Raw genomic sequence first — 19,882 nt, forward strand, 5'->3', positions numbered from 1 at the left:
GGGCGCTCAGGCACCCGCAGACGGCAGGAACAGTCGCACGCTCAGGCCGCCGCCCTCGCGGTTTTGCAAACTGATGCGCCCATCGTGGGCCTCAATGATTTCCCGGCACAGGGCCAGGCCAAGACCTGTGCCCTGCTGCTTGGTGGAATAGAAGGGCAGCAGCGCCTGGGACAACACCTCAGGTGACATGCCGGGCCCCCGATCCAACACCTCGATTTCCAGCCCCACCTCGTCGGCCATCCCCTGGCCACCCAGCCTGGCGCGCCTGGCATGGATGACAATATGCTCGGGGTCCGAACCCGATTCGGCGGCATTTTTCAGCAGATTCAACAGCACCTGCTCCAGTTGCACCTCGTCGGCCCACAGGGGCAAGTCCGGCAGCTCCCCCTCTATGTTGAATAGGCACTGCAACCTCAGTTCCCGGCACAGCTGGGCGAGATCCACCTGCGCCTTGATGGGCCTGGGCAGGCGGGCAAAGCGGGCGTAGCCCTCGATAAATTCGCTCAGATGGCGGGTGCGCTTGTCTATGGTGTCAAAGATGATATTGAGCCGTGGCTCGGCCAGTTGGCCCGCCAACATGCGGCCGGAATTGACCATGGAGGAGATGGGCGCCAGGGAGTTGTTGAGTTCATGGCTGATGACCCGGATCACCTTCTTCCACACCGCCACTTCCTGACGACTCAGCTCGCGGGTCATTTGCTTAAGCAGCAGCAACTGGTGTTGCTCGCCGTTAAGGTTGAACTGGCCGCGGCTCAGGTGCCAGGTTTCGGCATCTGAACCCGCTTCACCCAGGCTGAACAGGCCATCGGTGGGCGATTGCAGCATGGCACGGATATCATCCCTTTGCTGTTGCAATAACTCCTGGAACAGCATGCCATTCAATGGCTTGCCCTGATTGAATTGATGCCGGGCGGCATCGTTGGCATAGATAATATGTCCCGAACCATCGAGCAGCAGCATCAGGTTGGGGGAATTTTGGATCACCTTGTCGAGCAGCAGTTCGCGCTGGTAGATGTGCTGACGTTCCTTCCGCAGTGCCGCCGAGGCCTGATTGAACAGGGCCGACAGGCGCCCCAGCTCACCGCCCCGGCCCACAGGCAGCGACACGCTGAAGTCATTGTCGATAAGATTGAGCAGCCCCAGCTCCATGGCCTTGAGGGCATCCCCCAGGGGGCTGATAAGCAGCGCGGAAAACCACAGCGACAGCAGCATACCCACCCCCAGGCCAACCCAGTGCCAGCCCTGACCCAGCCAGGTTTCCAGCCCCAGGATCAGGCCGATACCCAGCAACCAACCACACAGCAGTGACAGGAGCAAGCGCCCTTTCAGGCCCACCGCATTCAACATGGCGCCTCCTCAATCCGGCTTTTTGCCGTCGATACCGAACTTTTCCATGCGCCGGTACAGGGCCTGACGACTGAGTCCAAAGGACTTGGCCACCTTGGCAATGACCCCCTTGTGCCGGGCCAGTGCTGCTTCAATCTCATCCCTGTCCGGTTCACCGCGCAGCGGCTCCTGGGATTGGGAAGCGCCCCTGGCGATTGGCTGTAGCGCTTCATTGCTGTTGGCGACTGCCGCCAGACTGCCGAGGCCAAAATCAGCCGCGCTGAGGCTCTCGCCCCGCCCCAGAATGGAGGCGCGTTTGCAGGCATTTTCCAGCTCGCGCACATTGCCGGGCCAGTCATGGGCCAGCAGGGCCCGGCGGGCATCGTCGCTCAGTTCACGCTTGCCGGTGAAATGGTCCACCAGCGGCAGTATGTCGTCCTTACGGGCCGCCAGTGGTGGCAGATTCAGCTCCACCACATTGAGGCGATAGAAGAGATCCTCACGAAAGCGCCCATCGATAATGTCCTGGCGCAGATCGGCGTTGGTGGCGCTGATAACCCGCACCTTGCACTTGCGGGTCTGGTGGCTGCCAAGGCGCTCGAATTCGCCGGTCTGCAACACCCGCAGCAGTTTAACCTGACCGGACAGTGGCAGGTTACCTATCTCGTCGAGAAACAGGGTACCGCCGTCAGCGGCCTCGAAGCGGCCAATACGGGCCTTGGTGGCACCGGTGAAGGCACCGGCCTCGGCACCGAACAGTTCGGCCTCCATCAGTTCCATGGGCAGGGCGCCAACGTTGACCTTGATAAAGGGTTTGTTTTGCAGCGGGGAATTGGCGTGCAGTATATCCGCCAGGCGATCCTTGCCGGCACCGTTGGGGCCGGTGATCAGCACGGATACATCGGACTTGGCCAGTTGCAACGCCAGGTCGACACAGCGCTCCATGGCGGCACTGCCAAACACCAGACCGCAGAGATCCGCTTCCCGGAACACAGACTGACGCTCGGCCTGGTGGCGCTTGAGTTCGCGGTTATCCAGGGTCAGCTTGTGCAGGGAAATCAGATTGGCAATGCTGGTCAGCAGCTTGTGATCATCCCAGGGCTTGCCGAGATAATCGGCGGCACCGGCCTTCATCAGGGTGACAGCCATTTCCAGCTCGGTCCAGGCGGTCAGCAGGATAATGGGAATGTCCGGACGTATGGCCCTGAGCGCATGGAACAACTCTCGGCCTTCCTCACCGCTGGTGGTGTCGCGGGTGAAGTTCATGTCCTGGATCACCAGGGCAAAATCCTGCTCTGTCATGGCCTTGAGGGCCGCCTCGGGGTTGAGGCAGAAGTGGCTTTTGTAGCCATTCAATTCCAGCATCAGGGCCAAGGCCTGGCACACATCCAGGTTGTCATCGACGATTAGAATCTTATCCATTTGAATACTTTGTTCTTTTGCAATAATTCCTTTGCGCACACCTTAACCCAAGGGGCCCGCAATTGCGAGCCCCGGGTCAGGCTGTTTACCTCACTCAGACACTGCGGGTCGCTGTGGCCGGAGAGATATTGGCGGCCTTGCGGGCCGGCAATATTACCGCCACCGTGGTCACCACAAACAGCAGGGCCACTGTCATGGCGGGGTAGCGCCAGTCCAGTGCCGGCAGGCTGAAGAAATTCATCAGGCGACGACCCAGTTCAAAGGCCAACAACACGCCCACCAGGGCCCCCGTACCGAGGATCAGGTAGTTCTCGGTCAGAAACCAGCTCAGTATGGCGCCCTTGCTGGCCCCCAGCGCCCGGCGGGTGCCTATCTGCTTGGTGCGGCGCTCAATATTGAACATCACCATACCGGACAGGCCCAGAGCGGTGATCACCAGCAGCAGCACAATCATGCAGCCCAGCACAAAGGCCATCATGGCGTGGTTGGCATAATTCTGCTCCCGGTTTTCGGCTATGGTGCTGAAGCCGCGGATCACCCGGCGCGGCTCGTCCTTGAGCAAGGCCGCCTTGATGGTCTCCTGCAGCTGGGGAATATCCGCCACCTCGGCTCTGATAATGTAGCTGGCATTATTGGAACGGCCGTTGAAATCTATGTTCATGATGACGCTGTTTTCCAGATGCATATCATCAACCCAGGCGCCCTGGAGGCGTTCCACCACTCCCACCACGGTAATGGGTTCATCGTCGCCCTGATACACCACCTTGCCAATGGGGGATTCCTCGCCCCAGAAGGCCTTGGCCATTGTCTGGCTGAGAATCACCTCACGTTGGACACTCTTGTCGTCGAAGGCCCTGAGGATCTGTCCCTTGTGGAAGGTTCGGCCCTCCACCAGCTTGAGCCCAAGGGCATTTACCAGCTCTTCATCGCTCAGATAAAAGGCAAATATGGGCAACGACTTGGCATTTTCAGGGTCCGGACCATCGACGAAGCGATCGCTCCAGCCCGAACCACTCAAGGGCACCATATTGGTGGGCGCCGCGGCCTTGATCCCCGGCAGGTTACGCAGAATTTGCAGATCCCGTTCATCCCTGGCGAGAAGATCCATATCCTCACCAAAGTTAAACACGGAAAATTCAAAGGATTCGGTTTCTGTGATGCCAGAGGGTCTGGCCATCAGCTCCATGCGCTGCTGAATGATAAAGGCGGCATTGGCCACTATGGCTATCGACAAGATGATCTGTGCCAGCAACAGCAAAGGAGCGCTGCGGCTTCTGAACATGGCGCTGAGTATGGGTTTTATGGCTGTCATGGCCGCTCCTTATTGGCTCTTGAGGTAAACGCTGGGCTTGGTCTTGCAGATCACCCAGGCAGGATACATGCCGGCCAGCATGGCCGAGACTATGGCTATGGAGGGGGCAATCACCCAGATGCTGGGGTCAAGATTGGTCATGGCCTCTTCCAGGAAAAACTTTTTGGCCAGGTATTGCAGTGCACTCCAGGCCCACAACAGGCCCAAGGCACCGCCTATGGCACCTATACAGCCTACTTCCACCAGGTGCTGGGCGAAGATCTGCCGCTTGCTGGCGCCGATCGCCCGGCGTACCCCCACCTCGGGGGCCCGTTTAAGGAACTTGGTCAGCATCAGGCCAAGAATATTTACCAGACACACCAGCAGGAACAGCAGACTGAGGCCGATGAGGATCTTGTTGTCTTCCGGCACCACCTCATGAAACTCCAGCAGTTCAGCCACGTTCATGGTTCTGGCCCAGGAGTCACGACTCTTGTCGGTAAAACGCCCCAACTGTTGCTGGCTGTCCACATAGGCATTCAGGTAATCCTGGAAGGCTTTTCTCTGCTCCGGCGTGTCCACCTCGGCCCAGAATTGCAACCAGGCTTTTTCCGACGCCATCCGGTCCTGATAGGTGCGCAAGGGTTCAAACTTCCAGCCATTGGTGTTGCCCCATACCTCAAACTCTTCTATCGGGGTCAGGGAGAAAGGCACAAACAGCAACTCAGCATCCTGCATACTGCCGGTGGTGAGATCATAGTATCTGGGCTTGGGTGACCAATGGTCGGTCACGCCGACGATACGATAGGGCTTGGTGTTCAGATACAGGGTCTCACCGACACTGTTACGACCGTCAAACAGCTTGTCGTTCAGCTCCTTGCCAATCACCACCACGTGCTCGGGCACCTCATCCACCGCCTTGTCCCACACGTTGCCATAGAGGAAGGGCACAGAGAACATGGCGAAGAAGTCACTGTCGGTTATCCGCACAGACTGCATTTCGGCCTCAATGTCCGGATTGTCCGTGGTAATGGCCTTACCTGTGCGGAACATGGCGGCCTGGCGCACGGGCACAGTGCCGCGCCTGAGGTTGATCACATCCTGGTAAGTGAGAATGGCACTGTAGTTGCGCCAGGTATCCTGTCCCTGGGTCCAGAGTTGCACACCCAGCAGCTTATCGCTGCGCTCACCTGAGGGGTTGGTGCTCATCACCTGATGGACGTTGAGTGTCATTATGGTGATGCCTATGCCGATGGAGATGGCGAACACCATCAGCAACGACATCAGCGGCGTCTTGCGCAGCGAGCGCCAGGCGAGATCCAAATAATGCATAAACATGACTGACTCCTCAGGCATTGGCCACGGCACGGGGGGCGCCCTGGAAGCTGTTGAAGTCGCACACCTGGCCATCCACTATCTGGATGTTGCGGGCGGCGCGGCGGGCCAGCTCGGGATCGTGGGTCACCATGATGATGGTGGTGCCGGCGCGGTTGATCTCTTCCAGCAGCTCCATCACCTGACGGGCCATCAGGCTGTCGAGGTTACCCGTAGGTTCGTCCGCCAGCAGAAAGCGCGGTTCACCGGCCAGGGCGCGGGCAATGGCCACCCTTTGCTGCTGGCCACCGGACAGCTGGGAGGGCAGATGCTTTTGCCTTGAGGCCAAGCCCACCTGGGCCAGGGCCTGTTCGACGCGGCGCTTGCGTTCGGCACCGTTGAAACCGCGATAGCGCAGTGGCAGTTCGACGTTTTCCGCCAGATTCAGATCGGGGATCAGGTTAAAGCCCTGGAAGATAAAACCGATTTTCTGGTTGCGTACCTTGGCGGCGGCGCTGTCACTGAGCTGGGCCACATTGACGCCATCAAGCAGATACTCGCCGCCGCTGGCATTTTCCAACAAACCGGCAATGTTGAGAAAGGTGGTTTTGCCTGAGCCTGAGGGACCGGTCACGGCCACAAATTCCCCTTCGGCCACGTTCAGGTTGAAATCGCGCAGCGCATGGGTCTCCACCAGTTCGGTGCGATACAGCTTGTTGATATTCTTCATTGTTAACATGTGATTATTCCCTTATTTGTTAATCGAAATGGGTTCTCAGCGCAGCAGCAAGAGTGCCAGGCTGGGGTTACTCGTCAGCCCCTGGACCAGCAATGCCAGGGACAGTATCAGTGCCGTTGCCATCCAAGGGCCGGCCTTGTCTATTACTTGGGTTGTCATGATTTGGGTTCCCGATGCTCAGTAGAGGCGGACTCGTTCGGCTTTCTTCAGTTTTTCCGTGCCTGAGATAATCCACTCATCCCCGGCCTGCCCGCCTTCGAGCACCTGAACATAGGCGACGCTGCGGGCTCCAAGCTTGATGGCTTCACGACTGGCCAGGTCACCGTCTATCCGGTAAGCAAAGGTGCCACCGTCACTGGCCAGACTACCGCGGCGCACCATAAGCACATCTTCAAGGTTTTCCAGCAGGATACGGGCACTGAGACGTTGGTTTTGTCTGAGTTTGAGCCCCTCGGGATTGTCAAAACGGACCCGGGTCAAGACTTCACCACGGCTGACCTCGGGGGATATGGATGACAGGGTGCCGCGGGTCTTGACGCCGCCCAGATCCAGCTCCACCTCCATGCCCAGCCCCAGCTCATCGGCAAAGCTTTCGGACACCGCCAGTTCAGCTTCAAAGGCGGTCAGGTCCACCACGGTAAGAATGGCCTGGCCGCGACTGAGACGGGCCTTTTGCTCAGTAAGCCAGTTGCCTATGATGCCGTCCACCGGCGCCTTGATTTCCAGGGCCGCCACCTGACGGCGCAGATCATCCACCACCAGTTGCTGGCGCTTGAGTTCCAGTCCCTTGTTTTTGAGTTCAAAGGCCTGGGTATCCCGCATCAGGGCCACCTCTTCCCTGGCATGGGCAAATCTCAACTGCGCTTTCTTGAAATCGTCCTTGGTCTTTTCAAAATCGATGCGGCTGATAAGTGACTGTGCTATCAGCAGATCGCCACGACGGCTCTCACGCTCGGCGGCGTCCAGCTCCACCTGCGCCGTATCCATGACCTGCTGGGCACTGAGCTGCTCGCGACGGGCATTGAGTGTGGCCCGCTCCACCTCACCTTCCAGTCCGGCCAGACGGGCCTGCTCCTGGGCCAGGGTGTTGGCCAGCAGTGGACTGTCAATCTGCGCCAGCACCTGGCCCTTGGCGACGCTATCGCCGGGCTTGGCGATAAGGGTCACCATGCCTTCCGCATTGGCATAGAGCACAGGCGCATTGGCGGCCACTATCTTGCCGCTGGAGATGATGTCGCGCACCAGGGTGCCGCGGGTCAGGGTGGCTGTCACCAGCTCGCTGCGCTTGACCGACAGCGCCGCCCCATCGTTGCCACTTGCCAAGGCCCAGGAGCCCAACAGCCCTAAAGCCACCAGGCCGCCGCCGAGCCATAACCATTTGCTGCGACTTGGGTTGGAAACCACTATCTGGTCCTGTCCGCTGGTATCCCTGATCATTTGTTTCTCCTGTCAATCTGGTTCCGGGTCTGTCTGACCGAGCCTGTCCGGCCCGTCCGCCCTAATCTGGTTGAGCATAAACAATCAAGGATCGTGCCAAGATATTTTTTTACTTATATACAACACCTTAATCATTAGCGGGGAAGTTAAAACTGTCCGCGGACACGATGAAAAGTGTCCGATGTCCCATGATGTTCCGTGTCCGTTAAACGGACACGGACAGCAGCTTGTACGGCAGGATTGTTCAAGCAATGGCAGGGGGGATAAAGGTGGCGTTTTAAAAAACAAACAACTTGCGTGGCGGTAAAACACCTGACCGAGATTACTCAACAAAAAAGAGAGGCCTAAGCCTCTCTTTTTATCAAACCAGGTTCGGCTTAGTAGCCCGTCTCATAACTCATGTTGGCGGTATTGGTTTGCTCCCAGGTACCGTCCTTGTACAGGATAGTTGCGCTGGCCTTATTGATGGAATAGGCACGAACTGTCACTCCGCAGGATACGCCACCAGAACACTTGGCGTTGCCACTCCAGATAACGGAGGAAATAGGCTTGGTGACGTTCTCAATGGAGTAAGTGCCTGAGGTGCTGCTACCGAAACTGTAATCAAAGCCAATACAGTGAGCGGTACCGTTGCCATCCACATAACCGCCTGATTTCACGTTCAGATTGCAAACCATATCGGCCGCAAACGCGGATTGACCGAAACCCAAAGCGGCCATTACCCCAATAGCCTTCAGCATGTTACTCATAGTCTTGTTCATTTTAATCCCTTGTTTATCTTGCCTTATTAGTTAACTTCAGCGCTCATTCCTGAGCACAAACCAAGCTAAATCAAGGTCAATCAACGAACAACGGCCCTTTTTTCTCATTCTTATGCAACTTGGGAACTATTCTCCGGCAGTCGCCCGGTAAAAAGGCTTTAAAACGGACTAAAGTACTACAATGCCTGAGCCAATATGGTGAAACTGGCAATAATCCCAACAAACCAAAGGCTTGAACGCAGTTTATCCTTGTCATACAGATAGGCAAGCTGGTAGCCCAGCCGCGCCACTATATGCACCACAGCGGCCCCTTCGGCAATGCCGTTGGCACTGTCGGTTGCCAGCACGGCCAGTACCGCCAGGCCGAATATCAGCAGGGACTCAAAGGCATTCTGATGGGCAGCCAGGGCCCGGGCCCCGAAGCCTTCGAGCCTGGCCTGCTGACTGCGGGGATGATGATTGTCGTAGCCGCCCAATTTGGCCATGGCCAGGGCCACCGGCGCCTTGGCAAGATAGGGCAGCAGCATGGCGAGTAACAGGCAAGCGAGCAGTGTGGTCATTTTTCCTCCCGAGTCGTCCAACATGGACAATGATTCATTTGCGTTAGCCCATTTAGCCAGCTAAAAACAAAGGCTTCAAGGGAATGTATCGGGAGTTGTTAATGCACGCCATCTTCGTTCATGGCCTTGGGCGCACGCCCCTGTCTGCCCTGCCCCTGCTGCTGCCCCTGAGGAAAGCGGGAATTTCCTGCCATGTGCTGGGCTATCTGGCGGCAGCCGAAGATACGGACCGGGTGGCGGCCCGGTTAAAACGCAAGATAGACAAACTCGACCAGGCGCCCTATGTCCTTATCGGTCACTCCCTCGGTGGGGTGATTATCCGTAAGCTGCTGACAGGCACCCAAGCACCCAGGTGTTTGCCCTTATGGGTATTTCTGCTCGGTTCTCCCACAGGAGTCTCAAGGCTCGCCCACAAGCTGCAACATCATCCGCTGTTCCGGCTGTTTGCCGGTGACGCCGGGCAACTGCTAGGCAATGCACAGCGCATGGCCGCCATAGGCGCCCCCAATCTACTGCTTGGCATTCCCTGTACCGCCATCATAGGCACCCGTGGCATAGGCGGCCGCATACCGCCCTTCTATGGGGAAAGCAATGACGGCATAGTGGCCAAAAGCGAAGTGACGGCCCCCTGGTTGCTTGAGGACCGCCTGGGGGAATGCATCGAACTGCCCCTGCCCCATACCCTGCTGCCCTCCAGCCGCAGGGTGGCCAAAGTGATTATTGAACGTTTAAGCGCCATGATATCGACAGACAGAGACCGAAGCACAGCTCATACTCAGGACTGTGAATCACAATAGAGGTATTCAGCTTGAACCAGAACGCACCCGCAATCTTTATTCCCCATGGCGGTGGCCCGCTGCCACTGCTAGATGAACCCGGTCACAGGGAGCTTATCGGCTTTCTTAAGGCACTGCCGCAGAGCTTTCCTGCCCCTGACGCCATAGTCATCATCAGCGCCCACTGGGAAGAAGAAGTGGCCACAATTACCTCGGCCGAGGCCCCGGAGCTCATTTACGACTACTCTGGTTTTCCACCTGAAAGTTACCGGATCCGCTACCCAGCCCCGGGGCATCCGGCCCTGGCAGCTCGCCTGAAGACGCTGTTGGAACGGGCAGGCATTGACGCCAGACTGGATGCGAAACGCGGCTTCGACCATGGCATGTTCGTACCCCTGAAACTCATGTATCCCGAGGCCCAGATCCCCTGCGTGCAGTTATCTCTGGTCAAGGGCTTGTCACCGTCGCAGCACATAGCCATAGGAAAGGCCATTGCCGAGCTGCGTACTGATAACGTGCTTATCCTGGGTTCGGGTTTTTCCTTCCACAACCTGAGGGCCTTTGGCCGTGGCAGCGAGCCTGACAGGGATAACCTCGCCTTCGAGGCCTGGCTTATCGACATCTGTACCAATGCGGCGACGGATGCCAGCCACAAGGCCAGGGCCCTGACAAACTGGCAGAGCGCCCCCGGTGCCCGCCATTGTCATCCAAGGGAAGAGCACCTGCTGCCGCTGCACGTCTGTTTTGGTGCCGGTATGGACAGTGAAAGTGGCACGGCCCAACTCATCTTTGATGACACAGTCCTTGGCAAGAAGACCGCCGCGCTGCGCTGGTAAGTGATTCGACCGCAACCCATTGCCATTCGGTCATGATGCGGCACGTCAAAATGACACAGCTTCACCTGGGCGGAAGGCACTGTTTCCGCCCGGGACTAAGGCTCTCCCCAGACCTTTCTTGTATAAGCAATTGAATATCTGTATTTTCCCTTTGCATTTTCAACAGCAGCAAGCACGGATATCTCTGCCGGCCGGCTAATACCAAAGATACGGCCAGCCTGAACACAGCTGCGCACACGGATGAGTTACAGGAGTAGCAGATGAAATTTCGCTGGTTATCTTTGCTGTTGGTTTTCCCCCTCAGCGCCTTGGCGACTCCCGCCATGGTGAAAATCAAGGGCTACGAGGTGGAATATGAAATCTCGGGTCAGGGAGAGCACACCATCTTTCTGGAAGCCGGCGGCTCCGCCGGGATGTCGGATTGGGATCCCGTTTACCAGCAATTAACCCAACATGCCAAGGTCATTCGCTACTCCCGCATTGGCAACGGCAATTCGACCAAGCTGCGCAAGAACTACAGCAGCGAAGAGTATGCCGAAGAGGCCATGCTGCTGTTGGACAACCTGAAGATTAAAGAACCCGTGGTCTACATGGCCCATTCCTACGGCGCCTATATCGCCCGCACCTTTGCCGCAACTTATCCACAAAAAGTCGCGGCCCTGATGCTGGTGGAGCCGGCATCCGAGCATGATGTCGACATCATGGGCGAAATAGACCTGGCCAAGGCGCAAAAGGAAATTGCCCAGGTACAAATGGACGATTTGCAAAATGGTATGTCGAACCAGTATCTGGATTTCTGGGCCAAACGCCCCCTGCCCGACTATCCACAAATCCCGGATATCCCGGTGACAGTGATAGCCTCCATCAAGAAATATGACAATCCACCGGTGCTGTTTTTCAGCGATGCCGGTAGGGAAAAATGGGGCAAGCTCCACAGCGACTGGGCCAAAGCCTTCCCCCAGGGCAAAGCCGTGCTGACCGACAAAAGCTACCACTACACCCAATTCGAAGAACCCGAGCTGGTGGTGGCCGAAGCCGCAGAATTGCTAAGTCGGATCAAACACTAAGTAACAGGCTTTTTGTCCAGGAAATGTTGAAAACAATTTGGTAGTGCAAGCAAGCCTGTAACCCAGGTATTCAGCTGCACTTCAACTGACATCCTGGCCCGCAATCCGATCCGGGCCAGGACAAAGCCGCTGAGCATTGATGAAATGAAAGCAAGTGAAGCAATTCCAACTCACATTTAGCTGCACAGTGAATGGTGGCAGTGCGAAGCCGTCAAGTTGAGCCGGCCCCTGAGCATACATCAGTATGTGATGGGGTGGCGAGACGCAGACAATGAAGCAATTCCGCCATTCACAAAGCAGATGAGCGGGCCTGGTCGAGGGTGGTGCAAACCTGGGCAATTCCCTCAATTGTCCTCGGCCCCGCCCTGTGCAACAGATCCGCATTAAGCTGATAAATCCTGTCCCTGGCCACCGCCGGCACTTCGGGCCAGCGGCTCCAGTCCAGCAACTGCACATTGCCCGCATCCCCGGTTTGAATAATGACCTCGGGCGCCGTTTGCAGCACGGCCTCCAGGCTGACCTGGGGATACTCACCCTTGGCATTGGCGAACACATTGTCGGCGCCGCAGACTTCCAGAATTTGCGCCACCCAGCTGCCACTGGCCACTGTCATCAGGGGTTCGGACCAAAGCTGATAGAAGACCTTCACCTTGGCCTTGTCTTTGTTGTCCAGGCGCAAATGCTCCAGACGGTCGCGATACTGGACCGCCTGGGCCGTGGCCCTGGCTTCCAACCCCGTGAGTCTGCCCAATGCCTCCAGCTCATCGGCAACGTCTGCCAAGGCCTTGGGTTCGCTGGCAAACAGCGGCAGACCAAGTTCTTCCAGGCGGGCAATATCCTCGGCACGGTTGCCACCGGACCAGGTCACTATCAGATCCGGCTTAAGCTCCAGTACCCGCTCCAGCTGGATACCGTAATAACCGCCAATTCTGGGGATTTGCTTGGCCGCCTCCGGATAGTCGGCGTAGTCCGTGGTGGCCACTATCCTGTCGCCGGCACCTATGGCAAACAGCAATTCCACCGCGTGTGGCGACAGGGCAATGATCCGCTGCGCACCATTGGCCGGCTCCTTTGTTTTGCTGTCGATAGCAAGGTCGAGCGCGATGGCCCTTCCCGTCAGCAGGTAAAGGCTCAAGCCCAAAGCGGCGCAAATAGACAGTAATTTCAAGACAATGTCCTTATCGGATTATGGGGCCGCAAAGTCTCCCCCTTGGCAATAGCGCCGAGCATAGCCCAATGCCACGGCCGGGCAAAGCCCAACAGTGTCAGCCCTGTATGGCAAAACGGCGACAAACAGCGTCCCCGGGCCCCTTTACAGCAAGGGCCGGGACACATAAGATCCCCCAAACCCTGCAACGGAACCCCATAATGACCACTATTACTCTTACCCGTCCCGATGATTGGCATATTCACCTGCGCGATGGCGACGCCCTTGCCGATACGGTCCGCGACGCCGGTCGCTATATGGGCCGCGCCATAGTCATGCCCAACCTGGTACCGCCTGTGACCAATACCGAGCAGGCCCTGGGTTATTACCAACGCATCAAGTCCCACAGCACCACGGCCTTTGAACCGCTGATGGTGTTGTATCTGACGGACAAGACCAGCGCCGAGGAAATCCGCGCCGCCAAGGCCACGGGAAAAATCGTTGCCGCCAAGCTCTACCCCGCCGGCGCCACCACCAACTCGGATTCCGGCGTGACCGATGTGAAGAACATCTATGGCGCGCTGCAGGCCATGCAGGAAGAAGGCATGTTGCTGCTGGTTCATGGTGAAGTGACGGATTCCGCCATCGACATTTTCGATCGGGAACGCATCTTTATCGAGAATATCCTCAGCAAGGTCGTGGCCGACTTCCCCGAGCTCAAGATTGTGCTGGAACACATCACCACCAAGGATGCGGTGGACTTTGTGATGGCCGCATCGGACAAGGTGGCCGCCACCATCACGGCCCATCACCTGCTGTACAACCGCAACCACATGCTGGCCGGCGGCATACGCCCGCATTTTTATTGCCTGCCGATCCTCAAGCGCAATACCCACCAGCAGGCGCTGATCCAGGCCGCCACCAGTGGCAACCCCAAGTTCTTCCTCGGCACGGACTCAGCGCCACACGCCAAGGACAAGAAGGAAGCCGCCTGTGGCTGCGCCGGTTCCTACACGGCCCACGCCGCCATTGAACTCTATGCCGAGTCCTTCGAGGCCGCCGGCGCTTTGGACAAGCTGGAAGCCTTTGCCAGCTTCCACGGTCCTGACTTCTACGGCTTGCCACGCAACGGCGATAAGATCACCCTGGTGAAGCGCAGCTGGCAGGTGCCCGAGTCCTATCCACTGGGCGGCGCCGGTGTGGTGCCCATCCGTGCCGGTGAGCAGATCCACTGGCAATTGCAGGACTGACAGCAGCAGTAGCCGCCAAAATAAAACGCCGCCCCTTGGGCGGCGTTTTTGTTGGCCGGATTATTCCCGCCCTTTCAATCTGTATGCGGACAGTCAGGGAATAGTGGTGCCCGAGAAGGCCAGCACGCAATTACGGCCCGCCGCCTTGGCCTGGTACAGGGCCGCATCCGCCGCATCAAACAGCCCATAACCGCTGGCAAAGCTGCCTTCACCCAGGGTCGCGTGACCTATGCTGACGCTGAGATCGAAGCGCCCGGCGGTTTCTTCCGCCACCCGGGCGCGGATGCGCTCGGCCAGCACGGCCGCATCGCCTGAGCCGGTTTCCGGCAGGATCAGCGCAAACTCCTCACCACCATAACGACAGGCGAGGCCCGGCTTGCGAATCGCCGATGCCAGCACCCTGGCCACTGCCCGCAGCGCCTTGTCGCCCTGGGTATGACCGCGGCTGTCATTGAATGCCTTGAACTTGTCTATGTCCAGCACCAGCAGCGACAAAGGCTGGGAGCGGCGCTGGGCCTTCTGGAATTCCAGTGGTAACTGTTCATCAAAGAAACGCCGGTTATAGAGCCCGGTCAGCACGTCTATATGGTTGCGGCGCTTGATATCGCCCATACGGCTGCCAAGGGCCAGACTCAGCAGTACCATTTCCACCAGAGAACCTATCTGGAACGCGTTCTGGGTAAATTCATTGTGGGGCAAGAGGCCAAAACTCTTGAGCATATAGGTAAAGGCCCCGAGCAAGAGTGCCGAGAACGCCACCAGAAAATAGCGCGCCGGACGCGAACCACGCATCAGGGCCATCACGCCCATGACAAACAGCTGCACACACAAAAGCGTGGTCAGCAGCGACAAAGGCACTATCACCAGGTGATAGCTGAGTACCGGACTCAGCAACAGGGCAATCACAGCCACCCACTCCATGATGGCGGTGAGGCGATCGGCCCGTGGCAGCAACTGGGCCGAACCCAGGATCTCCCGGGTAAAACGCAGGGCGCCAAACAGTGACAATGCCAGCAACAACAGCAAACTCTTGTTGGCCAACCAGCTGTTATCGGGCCACAGAAACTGGAAGCTCAGCCCATTGTGCACCGACATGTAGAGGCCATAGCTGAACACATAGAGCACGTAAAAGATAAAGGCCCGCTCACGCACAGTCATAAAGAGGATCAGGTTATAGACCAGCAGCACCGCAAAGCCGCCGTAGTAAATGCCCATAAACAGGTATTCATGGCCCACCTGGCTGACCAGGCCCTCGGCGGAAAGTGCCTCCAGACCGATATTCAGCGAGCCCTGGGTCTGGAACCGCAGGAATAGGGTTTTAGTCTCACCCGGGGCCAGGGTCAGTGGAAACACAAAGGTGCGGTTATCCAGCGGCCGACTGTGGAAGGGGCGTCTGTCGCCGGTGGAGGTCACCAGCCATCCTTGCTCTTGGGGTTGCCACAGGTCAAGAAAATCAATCAGCGGATAGTCCTGGCGCAGATACCAGTCCTGCTGCTTGCGACCGGAATTATGCAGGGTTAACTGCACCCACCAGGCCGACTTGCTGAAACCGAAGTTGGGCGAGCGATTCCCCAGGGGGGAAAATTGTCCTTCGGCGGCGAGGCGTTGTACCTGCTCAAAGCTCAACTCACCCTGGGGGTCTTCCAGCAGGCTCAGATAGGGATCCAGGCTCAGACGTTCGGCAGCCAGTTCTGCCACCAAAGCTTGCCCCTGTATTTCTGCGTTGGCGTTACCGGCAAACACCAGCCATAGAGGGAATAATATACAACTGAAAAATATGGATTTCATGGCTAGAGAGCAGCTCTAATTATTATTAAGGATCCCGGATCCGCTGATGCTGTCCCTGGCTTTCTGTTTACTGTAGCGGCCCTTGGCCAGTTTTACCACACTAAAGCCCGTATCCATAGGTTGTTAGCTGTGCGATTGAGCAGCAGAGTCAGGACCAGCCCCTTGGCTGCGCCGCAACCAACGCACCACAAATATCCGAGCAAATTACTCAAGTATGATCGAGATCAAATATTTGAGCATTTTACTCAGGTATTATCCGCTCAGTTATCCAAACCCGAGGAAGCAGAAATGAGTTGTTGCGGAGCATGTGGCGGACAAAATCAAGACGCCAAACCCGAAACCAAGCAAGAACAGGGCGAGCAGCAAGTGCAAACCCATAACCCGGCCGAATCCGAACAGGAGTAAGGCCAACCCCGTGCTTGTAACCACGGGATTGTAAATCGTCGTAGTTCACGACGCTCTCACTAAACCACTGCCTTTTACAGCCGCAGGCCTTATTGCCCGCGGCTCTTTTTTTATTTTTTCCTGAATATTCGACGTTGTAAAAACAGACACTTAAATAACGTATTTCAACCGGTAAAAATAACCATCAAACCCATGCAACTAAAGTTGCAAAAATAATTTACATTCCTATTGCATTTGAATATTGCCATTAGCTACATTGGGGCGGTTTGTTCAAATAACCCGCAATTATTAAAACAATATACGGTAATTATTGAAACCCTGTTTGGTTAACCACAGGCAAGGCTGAAATAGCCCTGAACATACAGACATGGGCTGACTAAAAATAACAACACCTTGATTTAAATTGATTTACCAAGAGCAACAACAATTCAGGCCCAAGCAGCCATTAATACAGAGCCAAGATGTCATGACAGAAAGTGAATTGGCCAGAATCCATGGCCCTTGGCAATAACACTGATGTAATAACACTGATGCAATAAAGGATTAGGCAATGAAATTGAAAACAAATCTATTAATGGCCACATTAATTGGCAGCTTGCTCGGTGGCTGTGCCACGGTGCAATACCAAATGCCACCACCTGTGGAGTCCAATGTCACCTCAATTAAATTGGCTCATTCCGAGCTGTTGTCTCAAACCGCAGGCACCCTGATGCACCTCAACGATGCCCAGGACATTTTGTACCAGCAAAACTTCGGTGGTGGTGGCATGACAGTGGGACTGCTATTTGGCCCCCTCGGCGTTGCAGCCAATGCCGCCGCCATCAGTTCGGCAACGGAAGAAGATGTGAAACTGCTCAAAGGCAAGCTGGACTTTGATCCCAAAACGCTCTTTACCCAGGCGGTACAAGGGCAGGGACAAACCCTGACTGACACTGATCCCCAGGCCCTGTCCCTGAGCCCTTACATCTATGTCACCAAGACGGATGAAGAACAGCTGCTGATAGGCACAGCCCTGATAGTGGAAACCCATCCGGGCCAAAAGAGCAACTGGGTTGGCAAGTATATGTACCAAACAGGGCTTAAAATGGCCAAGGCCGACATGGCCGACGGCATTTCCGAAGCCGAGCACGCCAGCTTGCAGCAAGCCCTGACCCAGGGCTTTGATGAACTGGTGCAACTCTTCCTTGCTGAACGCCAAGGCGGCATAAAAACAGAGCAGGCCATCACCTTTATCTCTGACTTTGTCAGCCCCAGGTTCAAATTTGAAATGGTCGGCGATCAACTGGCGGCCGACGCAGACAGGGTGAATATCCGTACCGTGGGGGCCATTTATTCCCTGCCCAAAGACGCCGTAGAATTGAAGGCCAAGGCTGAACCCAAGAAAAAGGTCGACAGCAAAAAGACCAAGGCCTGATATGGCCACAAGTAAATGAAAGGGGCGCAAGCCCCTTTTTCTTTGGCCCCGACGCTGGTCTGCCCAGCCTGCATTTCCTTTGCCCAACGCTTTTTGTTAGTCTGCCATCCAGACATTGGCATGCCGATGAACAAAGATCCCAAAAAAACAGTCATGACTTATCCGCCTTCTTGGGGGAGAAGCGCGAATACCATGGCGATGACAGGAGCAACAATGAGCACTCTCTCCAATACGACAGACAAGGCCCCCAAGGGTTTTTCCCGGGCATTCTGGATTGCCAACACGGTCGAACTGCTGGAACGCGCCGCCTACTACGGTGTGTTCGTGGTGATCACCCTGTATCTGTCGCGCATCCTCGGCTTTGATGACATAGAAGCCGCCTGGCTGGCGGGCAGCTTTTCCGCCGGTCTGTATTTTCTGCCGACCTTTTCGGGCGCCCTGGCCGACAAGATAGGTTTTCGCAGCGCCCTGCTGCTGGCCTTTGGCCTGCTGACCATAGGCTACGCCGGCCTGGCCATATTCCCGGCGCTGTTGGAAAGCCACGGCCTGGTGGAGTATGGCCGCGAAGTGGTATTCAAGGGCTTGGATACGGCGGATATCCGCTGGGCCATTATCCCTATCATGGTGGTCATCATGATTGGCGGCTCCTTTATCAAGGCGGTGATCACCGGCACTGTGGCCTGCGAAACCAGTGAATCCAACCGCGCCAAGGGCTTCTCCATCTTTTACATGATGGTCAACATAGGCTCCTTCTCAGGTAAAACCGTGGTGAAACCGCTGCGGGAATCCATGGGCGATCTGGGTCTGGTGAACCTCAACTACTTTGCCGCCGCCATGACGGCTATCGCCTTTTTCTGTATTTACCTGTTCTACAAAAATGCCGAGCGCCGTCAGGACAGCAAGTCCGTGGCCGAGATCTGGCAGGCACTGGTCAAGGTGGTGACCAATGCCCGCCTGTTCATCCTGATCCTGATCATCACAGGTTTCTGGATGGTGCAACACCAGCTCTATGCCACCATGCCCAAATATGTGCTGCGTATGGCCGGTGAAGGCGCCTCTCCTTCCTGGTACGCCAACGTGAATCCACTGGTGGTGGTACTGACAGTGGGCCTGGTGACCTCGATGATGAAGCACCGCAGCTCGCTGTTTTCCATGACTGTCGGTATGTTCATCATGCCGGTGTCGGCGCTGTTGATGGCATCGGGCAATATGCTCGATGGCAATAATATCGACCTGGGCTTTGTGCAGATGCACCCGGTGGCTGTGATGATGATCCTCGGCATTGTGTTCCAGGGTCTGGCGGAGTCCTTTATTTCACCGCGCTTCCTGGAGTTCTTCTCGCTGCAGGCGCCCAAGGGTGAGGAAGGCCTGTACCTTGGCTTCTCGCACCTGCATTCCTTCATCAGCTCCCTGGTGGGTTTTGGCCTGTCCGGCTACCTGCTGAGCGCCTACTGCCCGGATCCGAAGAAATTCGCCACCGCGGCCGAGTGGCAGGCGGCGTCCGCCAATGCCCACTACATCTGGTACGTATTCGCCGCCATCGCCCTGCTGTCAGCCATCTCCCTGGTGATCTATGGCAAGGTGATAGCCCGCCTGGATGCCCGTAAAGAGGCCGAAGCCGAAGGCACCCTCGCCGTGGGTTAAGTTTTAAGTTGAGAATAAAAAAGGAGCCCTGGGCTCCTTTTTTATTGCGATTGTAGGCTGCCGTTACGGGCAGCGTCAGAAATCAAAGCCCGGCTGCGCCTTGACCCCGGCCTCAAAGGCGTGTTTAACGCACTCCAGCTCGGTGACGGTATCGGCCAGCTCAATCAGTTGCCGATGGCAATTTCGGCCTGTGATGATCACGTGTTGATGCAAAGGACGCTGCCGCAAAGCGCTCAGTACCCGCTCCAGCTCCAGGTAGTGATAGCTGACCATGTAGGTCAGTTCGTCGAGCAACACAAGGTCGATGGAGGGATCGGCAAGCCAACGCTCGGCTGCTTCCCAGGCCTTGAGCGCCGCAGCTGTGTCGGCCTCCCTGTCCTGGGTTTCCCAGGTAAAACCTGTGGCCATCACCTCAAAGGGGACACCGTTGGCCTCCAGCAGTTTACGCTCACCGCAGTCCCAGTTGCCCTTGATAAACTGCACCACGGCGGCTTGCTTGCCATGGCCGACGGCCCGGGCCACTGTGCCAAAACCTGCTGTGCTCTTGCCCTTGCCATTGCCGGTCAGCACCATAAGCACACCGCGCTCCTCGGTGGCGGCCGCCACTTTGGCATCCACCGCCTCCTTGACCTTCTGCTGCCTTTCCCTGTGGCGCTGTTGTTGGCGCTGCTCAGTGTTAATAGTCATGCTTGTCTCTGTTTGCTT

Annotated in this window: 19 protein-coding genes; 7 read left to right on the forward strand and 12 right to left on the reverse strand. The window is 56.8% G+C overall.

Annotation, left to right across the window (positions count from 1 at the left end):
* Nucleotides 1–6 precede the first annotated feature (6 nt).
* From JYB84_RS13850 to JYB84_RS13885, 9 genes are all read right to left on the reverse strand, one after another.
* Nucleotides 7–1,347, reverse strand: a complete 1,341-nt coding sequence (locus JYB84_RS13850) for a sensor histidine kinase (protein WP_207320618.1) — start codon at nt 1,345–1,347, stop codon at nt 7–9.
* A gap of 9 nt (nt 1,348–1,356) precedes the next feature.
* Nucleotides 1,357–2,748, reverse strand: coding sequence for a sigma-54-dependent transcriptional regulator (locus JYB84_RS13855; protein ID WP_207320619.1), 1,392 nt, complete (start codon nt 2,746–2,748; stop codon nt 1,357–1,359).
* A 94-nt stretch (nt 2,749–2,842) separates the two neighbouring features.
* Nucleotides 2,843–4,060 (reverse strand): ABC transporter permease, encoded by a 1,218-nt coding sequence (locus JYB84_RS13860; protein ID WP_207320620.1) that lies wholly within the window; start codon nt 4,058–4,060, stop codon nt 2,843–2,845.
* A gap of 9 nt (nt 4,061–4,069) precedes the next feature.
* Nucleotides 4,070–5,377: an ABC transporter permease gene (locus JYB84_RS13865; protein WP_207320621.1), complete on the reverse strand. Its 1,308-nt coding sequence runs from the start codon at nt 5,375–5,377 to the stop codon at nt 4,070–4,072.
* Nucleotides 5,378–5,387: 10 nt separating this feature from the next.
* A complete protein-coding gene (locus JYB84_RS13870) occupies nt 5,388–6,092 on the reverse strand; it encodes an ABC transporter ATP-binding protein (protein ID WP_207320622.1) in 705 nt (234 codons plus the stop codon).
* Nucleotides 6,093–6,128: 36 nt separating this feature from the next.
* A complete protein-coding gene (locus JYB84_RS18475) occupies nt 6,129–6,251 on the reverse strand; it encodes a hypothetical protein (protein WP_266097104.1) in 123 nt (40 codons plus the stop codon).
* An 18-nt stretch (nt 6,252–6,269) separates the two neighbouring features.
* Complete coding sequence (locus JYB84_RS13875) at nt 6,270–7,529, reverse strand: efflux RND transporter periplasmic adaptor subunit (protein ID WP_207320623.1); 1,260 nt, start codon at nt 7,527–7,529, stop codon at nt 6,270–6,272.
* Between the two features lie 377 nt (nt 7,530–7,906).
* Nucleotides 7,907–8,278 carry a hypothetical protein gene (locus tag JYB84_RS13880; RefSeq protein WP_207320624.1) on the reverse strand — a complete coding sequence of 124 codons (372 nt, stop codon included), beginning with the start codon at nt 8,276–8,278 and terminating at the stop codon, nt 7,907–7,909.
* 188 nt (nt 8,279–8,466) lie between these two features.
* The gene (locus JYB84_RS13885; RefSeq protein ID WP_207320625.1) at nt 8,467–8,850 is read right to left on the reverse strand and encodes an MAPEG family protein; all 384 of its coding nucleotides are present in this window, start codon (nt 8,848–8,850) and stop codon (nt 8,467–8,469) included.
* Between the two features lie 101 nt (nt 8,851–8,951).
* Between JYB84_RS13885 and JYB84_RS13890 the strand changes: the two genes are divergently transcribed.
* From JYB84_RS13890 to JYB84_RS13900, 3 genes are all read left to right on the forward strand, one after another.
* A complete protein-coding gene (locus tag JYB84_RS13890; RefSeq protein WP_207320626.1) occupies nt 8,952–9,647 on the forward strand; it encodes an esterase/lipase family protein in 696 nt (231 codons plus the stop codon).
* An 11-nt stretch (nt 9,648–9,658) separates the two neighbouring features.
* On the forward strand, nt 9,659–10,462 hold the full coding sequence (locus tag JYB84_RS13895; RefSeq protein ID WP_207320627.1) for a DODA-type extradiol aromatic ring-opening family dioxygenase: 804 nt from the start codon (nt 9,659–9,661) through the stop codon (nt 10,460–10,462).
* Between the two features lie 260 nt (nt 10,463–10,722).
* Nucleotides 10,723–11,529 (forward strand): alpha/beta fold hydrolase, encoded by an 807-nt coding sequence (locus JYB84_RS13900; RefSeq protein WP_207320628.1) that lies wholly within the window; start codon nt 10,723–10,725, stop codon nt 11,527–11,529.
* A 289-nt stretch (nt 11,530–11,818) separates the two neighbouring features.
* Here JYB84_RS13900 and JYB84_RS13905 read toward each other — a convergent pair whose 3' ends face one another.
* On the reverse strand, nt 11,819–12,652 hold the full coding sequence (locus tag JYB84_RS13905; RefSeq protein ID WP_207323239.1) for a cobalamin-binding protein: 834 nt from the start codon (nt 12,650–12,652) through the stop codon (nt 11,819–11,821).
* A gap of 245 nt (nt 12,653–12,897) precedes the next feature.
* Between JYB84_RS13905 and pyrC the strand changes: the two genes are divergently transcribed.
* The gene (pyrC, locus tag JYB84_RS13910; protein WP_207320629.1) at nt 12,898–13,926 is read left to right on the forward strand and encodes a dihydroorotase; all 1,029 of its coding nucleotides are present in this window, start codon (nt 12,898–12,900) and stop codon (nt 13,924–13,926) included.
* A 93-nt stretch (nt 13,927–14,019) separates the two neighbouring features.
* Here pyrC and JYB84_RS13915 read toward each other — a convergent pair whose 3' ends face one another.
* Complete coding sequence (locus JYB84_RS13915) at nt 14,020–15,714, reverse strand: diguanylate cyclase (protein ID WP_207320630.1); 1,695 nt, start codon at nt 15,712–15,714, stop codon at nt 14,020–14,022.
* A gap of 162 nt (nt 15,715–15,876) precedes the next feature.
* On the opposite strand from JYB84_RS13915, the gene JYB84_RS13920 reads away from it, so the two are divergent.
* From JYB84_RS13920 to JYB84_RS13930, 3 genes are all read left to right on the forward strand, one after another.
* Nucleotides 15,877–16,119 (forward strand): hypothetical protein, encoded by a 243-nt coding sequence (locus JYB84_RS13920; RefSeq protein ID WP_207320631.1) that lies wholly within the window; start codon nt 15,877–15,879, stop codon nt 16,117–16,119.
* 550 nt (nt 16,120–16,669) lie between these two features.
* A complete protein-coding gene (locus tag JYB84_RS13925; protein WP_228290786.1) occupies nt 16,670–17,533 on the forward strand; it encodes a hypothetical protein in 864 nt (287 codons plus the stop codon).
* Nucleotides 17,534–17,746: 213 nt separating this feature from the next.
* Complete coding sequence (locus tag JYB84_RS13930; protein WP_207320632.1) at nt 17,747–19,177, forward strand: MFS transporter; 1,431 nt, start codon at nt 17,747–17,749, stop codon at nt 19,175–19,177.
* Between the two features lie 75 nt (nt 19,178–19,252).
* Here the strand turns inward: JYB84_RS13930 and cobO are convergent, their stop codons facing one another.
* Complete coding sequence (gene cobO, locus JYB84_RS13935; RefSeq protein WP_207320633.1) at nt 19,253–19,864, reverse strand: cob(I)yrinic acid a,c-diamide adenosyltransferase; 612 nt, start codon at nt 19,862–19,864, stop codon at nt 19,253–19,255.
* Nucleotides 19,865–19,882 lie beyond the last annotated feature (18 nt).

The sequence above is a fragment of the Shewanella cyperi genome, assembly GCF_017354985.1.
In the GTDB taxonomy this organism is placed as follows: domain Bacteria; phylum Pseudomonadota; class Gammaproteobacteria; order Enterobacterales; family Shewanellaceae; genus Shewanella; species Shewanella cyperi.

Excerpts from the sequence above, each read along its gene's own strand:
- JYB84_RS13850 (WP_207320618.1), bottom strand. The coding sequence starts at position 1,347 with ATGTTGAATGCGGTGGGCCTGAAAGGGCGCTTGCTCCTGTCACTGCTG.
- JYB84_RS13855 (WP_207320619.1), bottom strand. The coding sequence starts at position 2,748 with ATGGATAAGATTCTAATCGTCGATGACAACCTGGATGTGTGCCAGGCC.
- JYB84_RS13860 (WP_207320620.1), bottom strand. The coding sequence starts at position 4,060 with ATGACAGCCATAAAACCCATACTCAGCGCCATGTTCAGAAGCCGCAGC.
- JYB84_RS13865 (WP_207320621.1), bottom strand. The coding sequence starts at position 5,377 with ATGTTTATGCATTATTTGGATCTCGCCTGGCGCTCGCTGCGCAAGACG.
- JYB84_RS13870 (WP_207320622.1), bottom strand. The coding sequence starts at position 6,092 with ATGTTAACAATGAAGAATATCAACAAGCTGTATCGCACCGAACTGGTG.
- JYB84_RS18475 (WP_266097104.1), bottom strand. The coding sequence starts at position 6,251 with ATGACAACCCAAGTAATAGACAAGGCCGGCCCTTGGATGGCAACGGCA.
- JYB84_RS13875 (WP_207320623.1), bottom strand. The coding sequence starts at position 7,529 with ATGATCAGGGATACCAGCGGACAGGACCAGATAGTGGTTTCCAACCCA.
- JYB84_RS13880 (WP_207320624.1), bottom strand. The coding sequence starts at position 8,278 with ATGAGTAACATGCTGAAGGCTATTGGGGTAATGGCCGCTTTGGGTTTC.
- JYB84_RS13885 (WP_207320625.1), bottom strand. The coding sequence starts at position 8,850 with ATGACCACACTGCTCGCTTGCCTGTTACTCGCCATGCTGCTGCCCTAT.
- JYB84_RS13890 (WP_207320626.1), top strand. The coding sequence starts at position 8,952 with ATGCACGCCATCTTCGTTCATGGCCTTGGGCGCACGCCCCTGTCTGCC.
- JYB84_RS13900 (WP_207320628.1), top strand. The coding sequence starts at position 10,723 with ATGAAATTTCGCTGGTTATCTTTGCTGTTGGTTTTCCCCCTCAGCGCC.
- pyrC (WP_207320629.1), top strand. The coding sequence starts at position 12,898 with ATGACCACTATTACTCTTACCCGTCCCGATGATTGGCATATTCACCTG.
- JYB84_RS13915 (WP_207320630.1), bottom strand. The coding sequence starts at position 15,714 with ATGAAATCCATATTTTTCAGTTGTATATTATTCCCTCTATGGCTGGTG.
- JYB84_RS13925 (WP_228290786.1), top strand. The coding sequence starts at position 16,670 with ATGAAATTGAAAACAAATCTATTAATGGCCACATTAATTGGCAGCTTG.
- JYB84_RS13930 (WP_207320632.1), top strand. The coding sequence starts at position 17,747 with ATGAGCACTCTCTCCAATACGACAGACAAGGCCCCCAAGGGTTTTTCC.
- cobO (WP_207320633.1), bottom strand. The coding sequence starts at position 19,864 with ATGACTATTAACACTGAGCAGCGCCAACAACAGCGCCACAGGGAAAGG.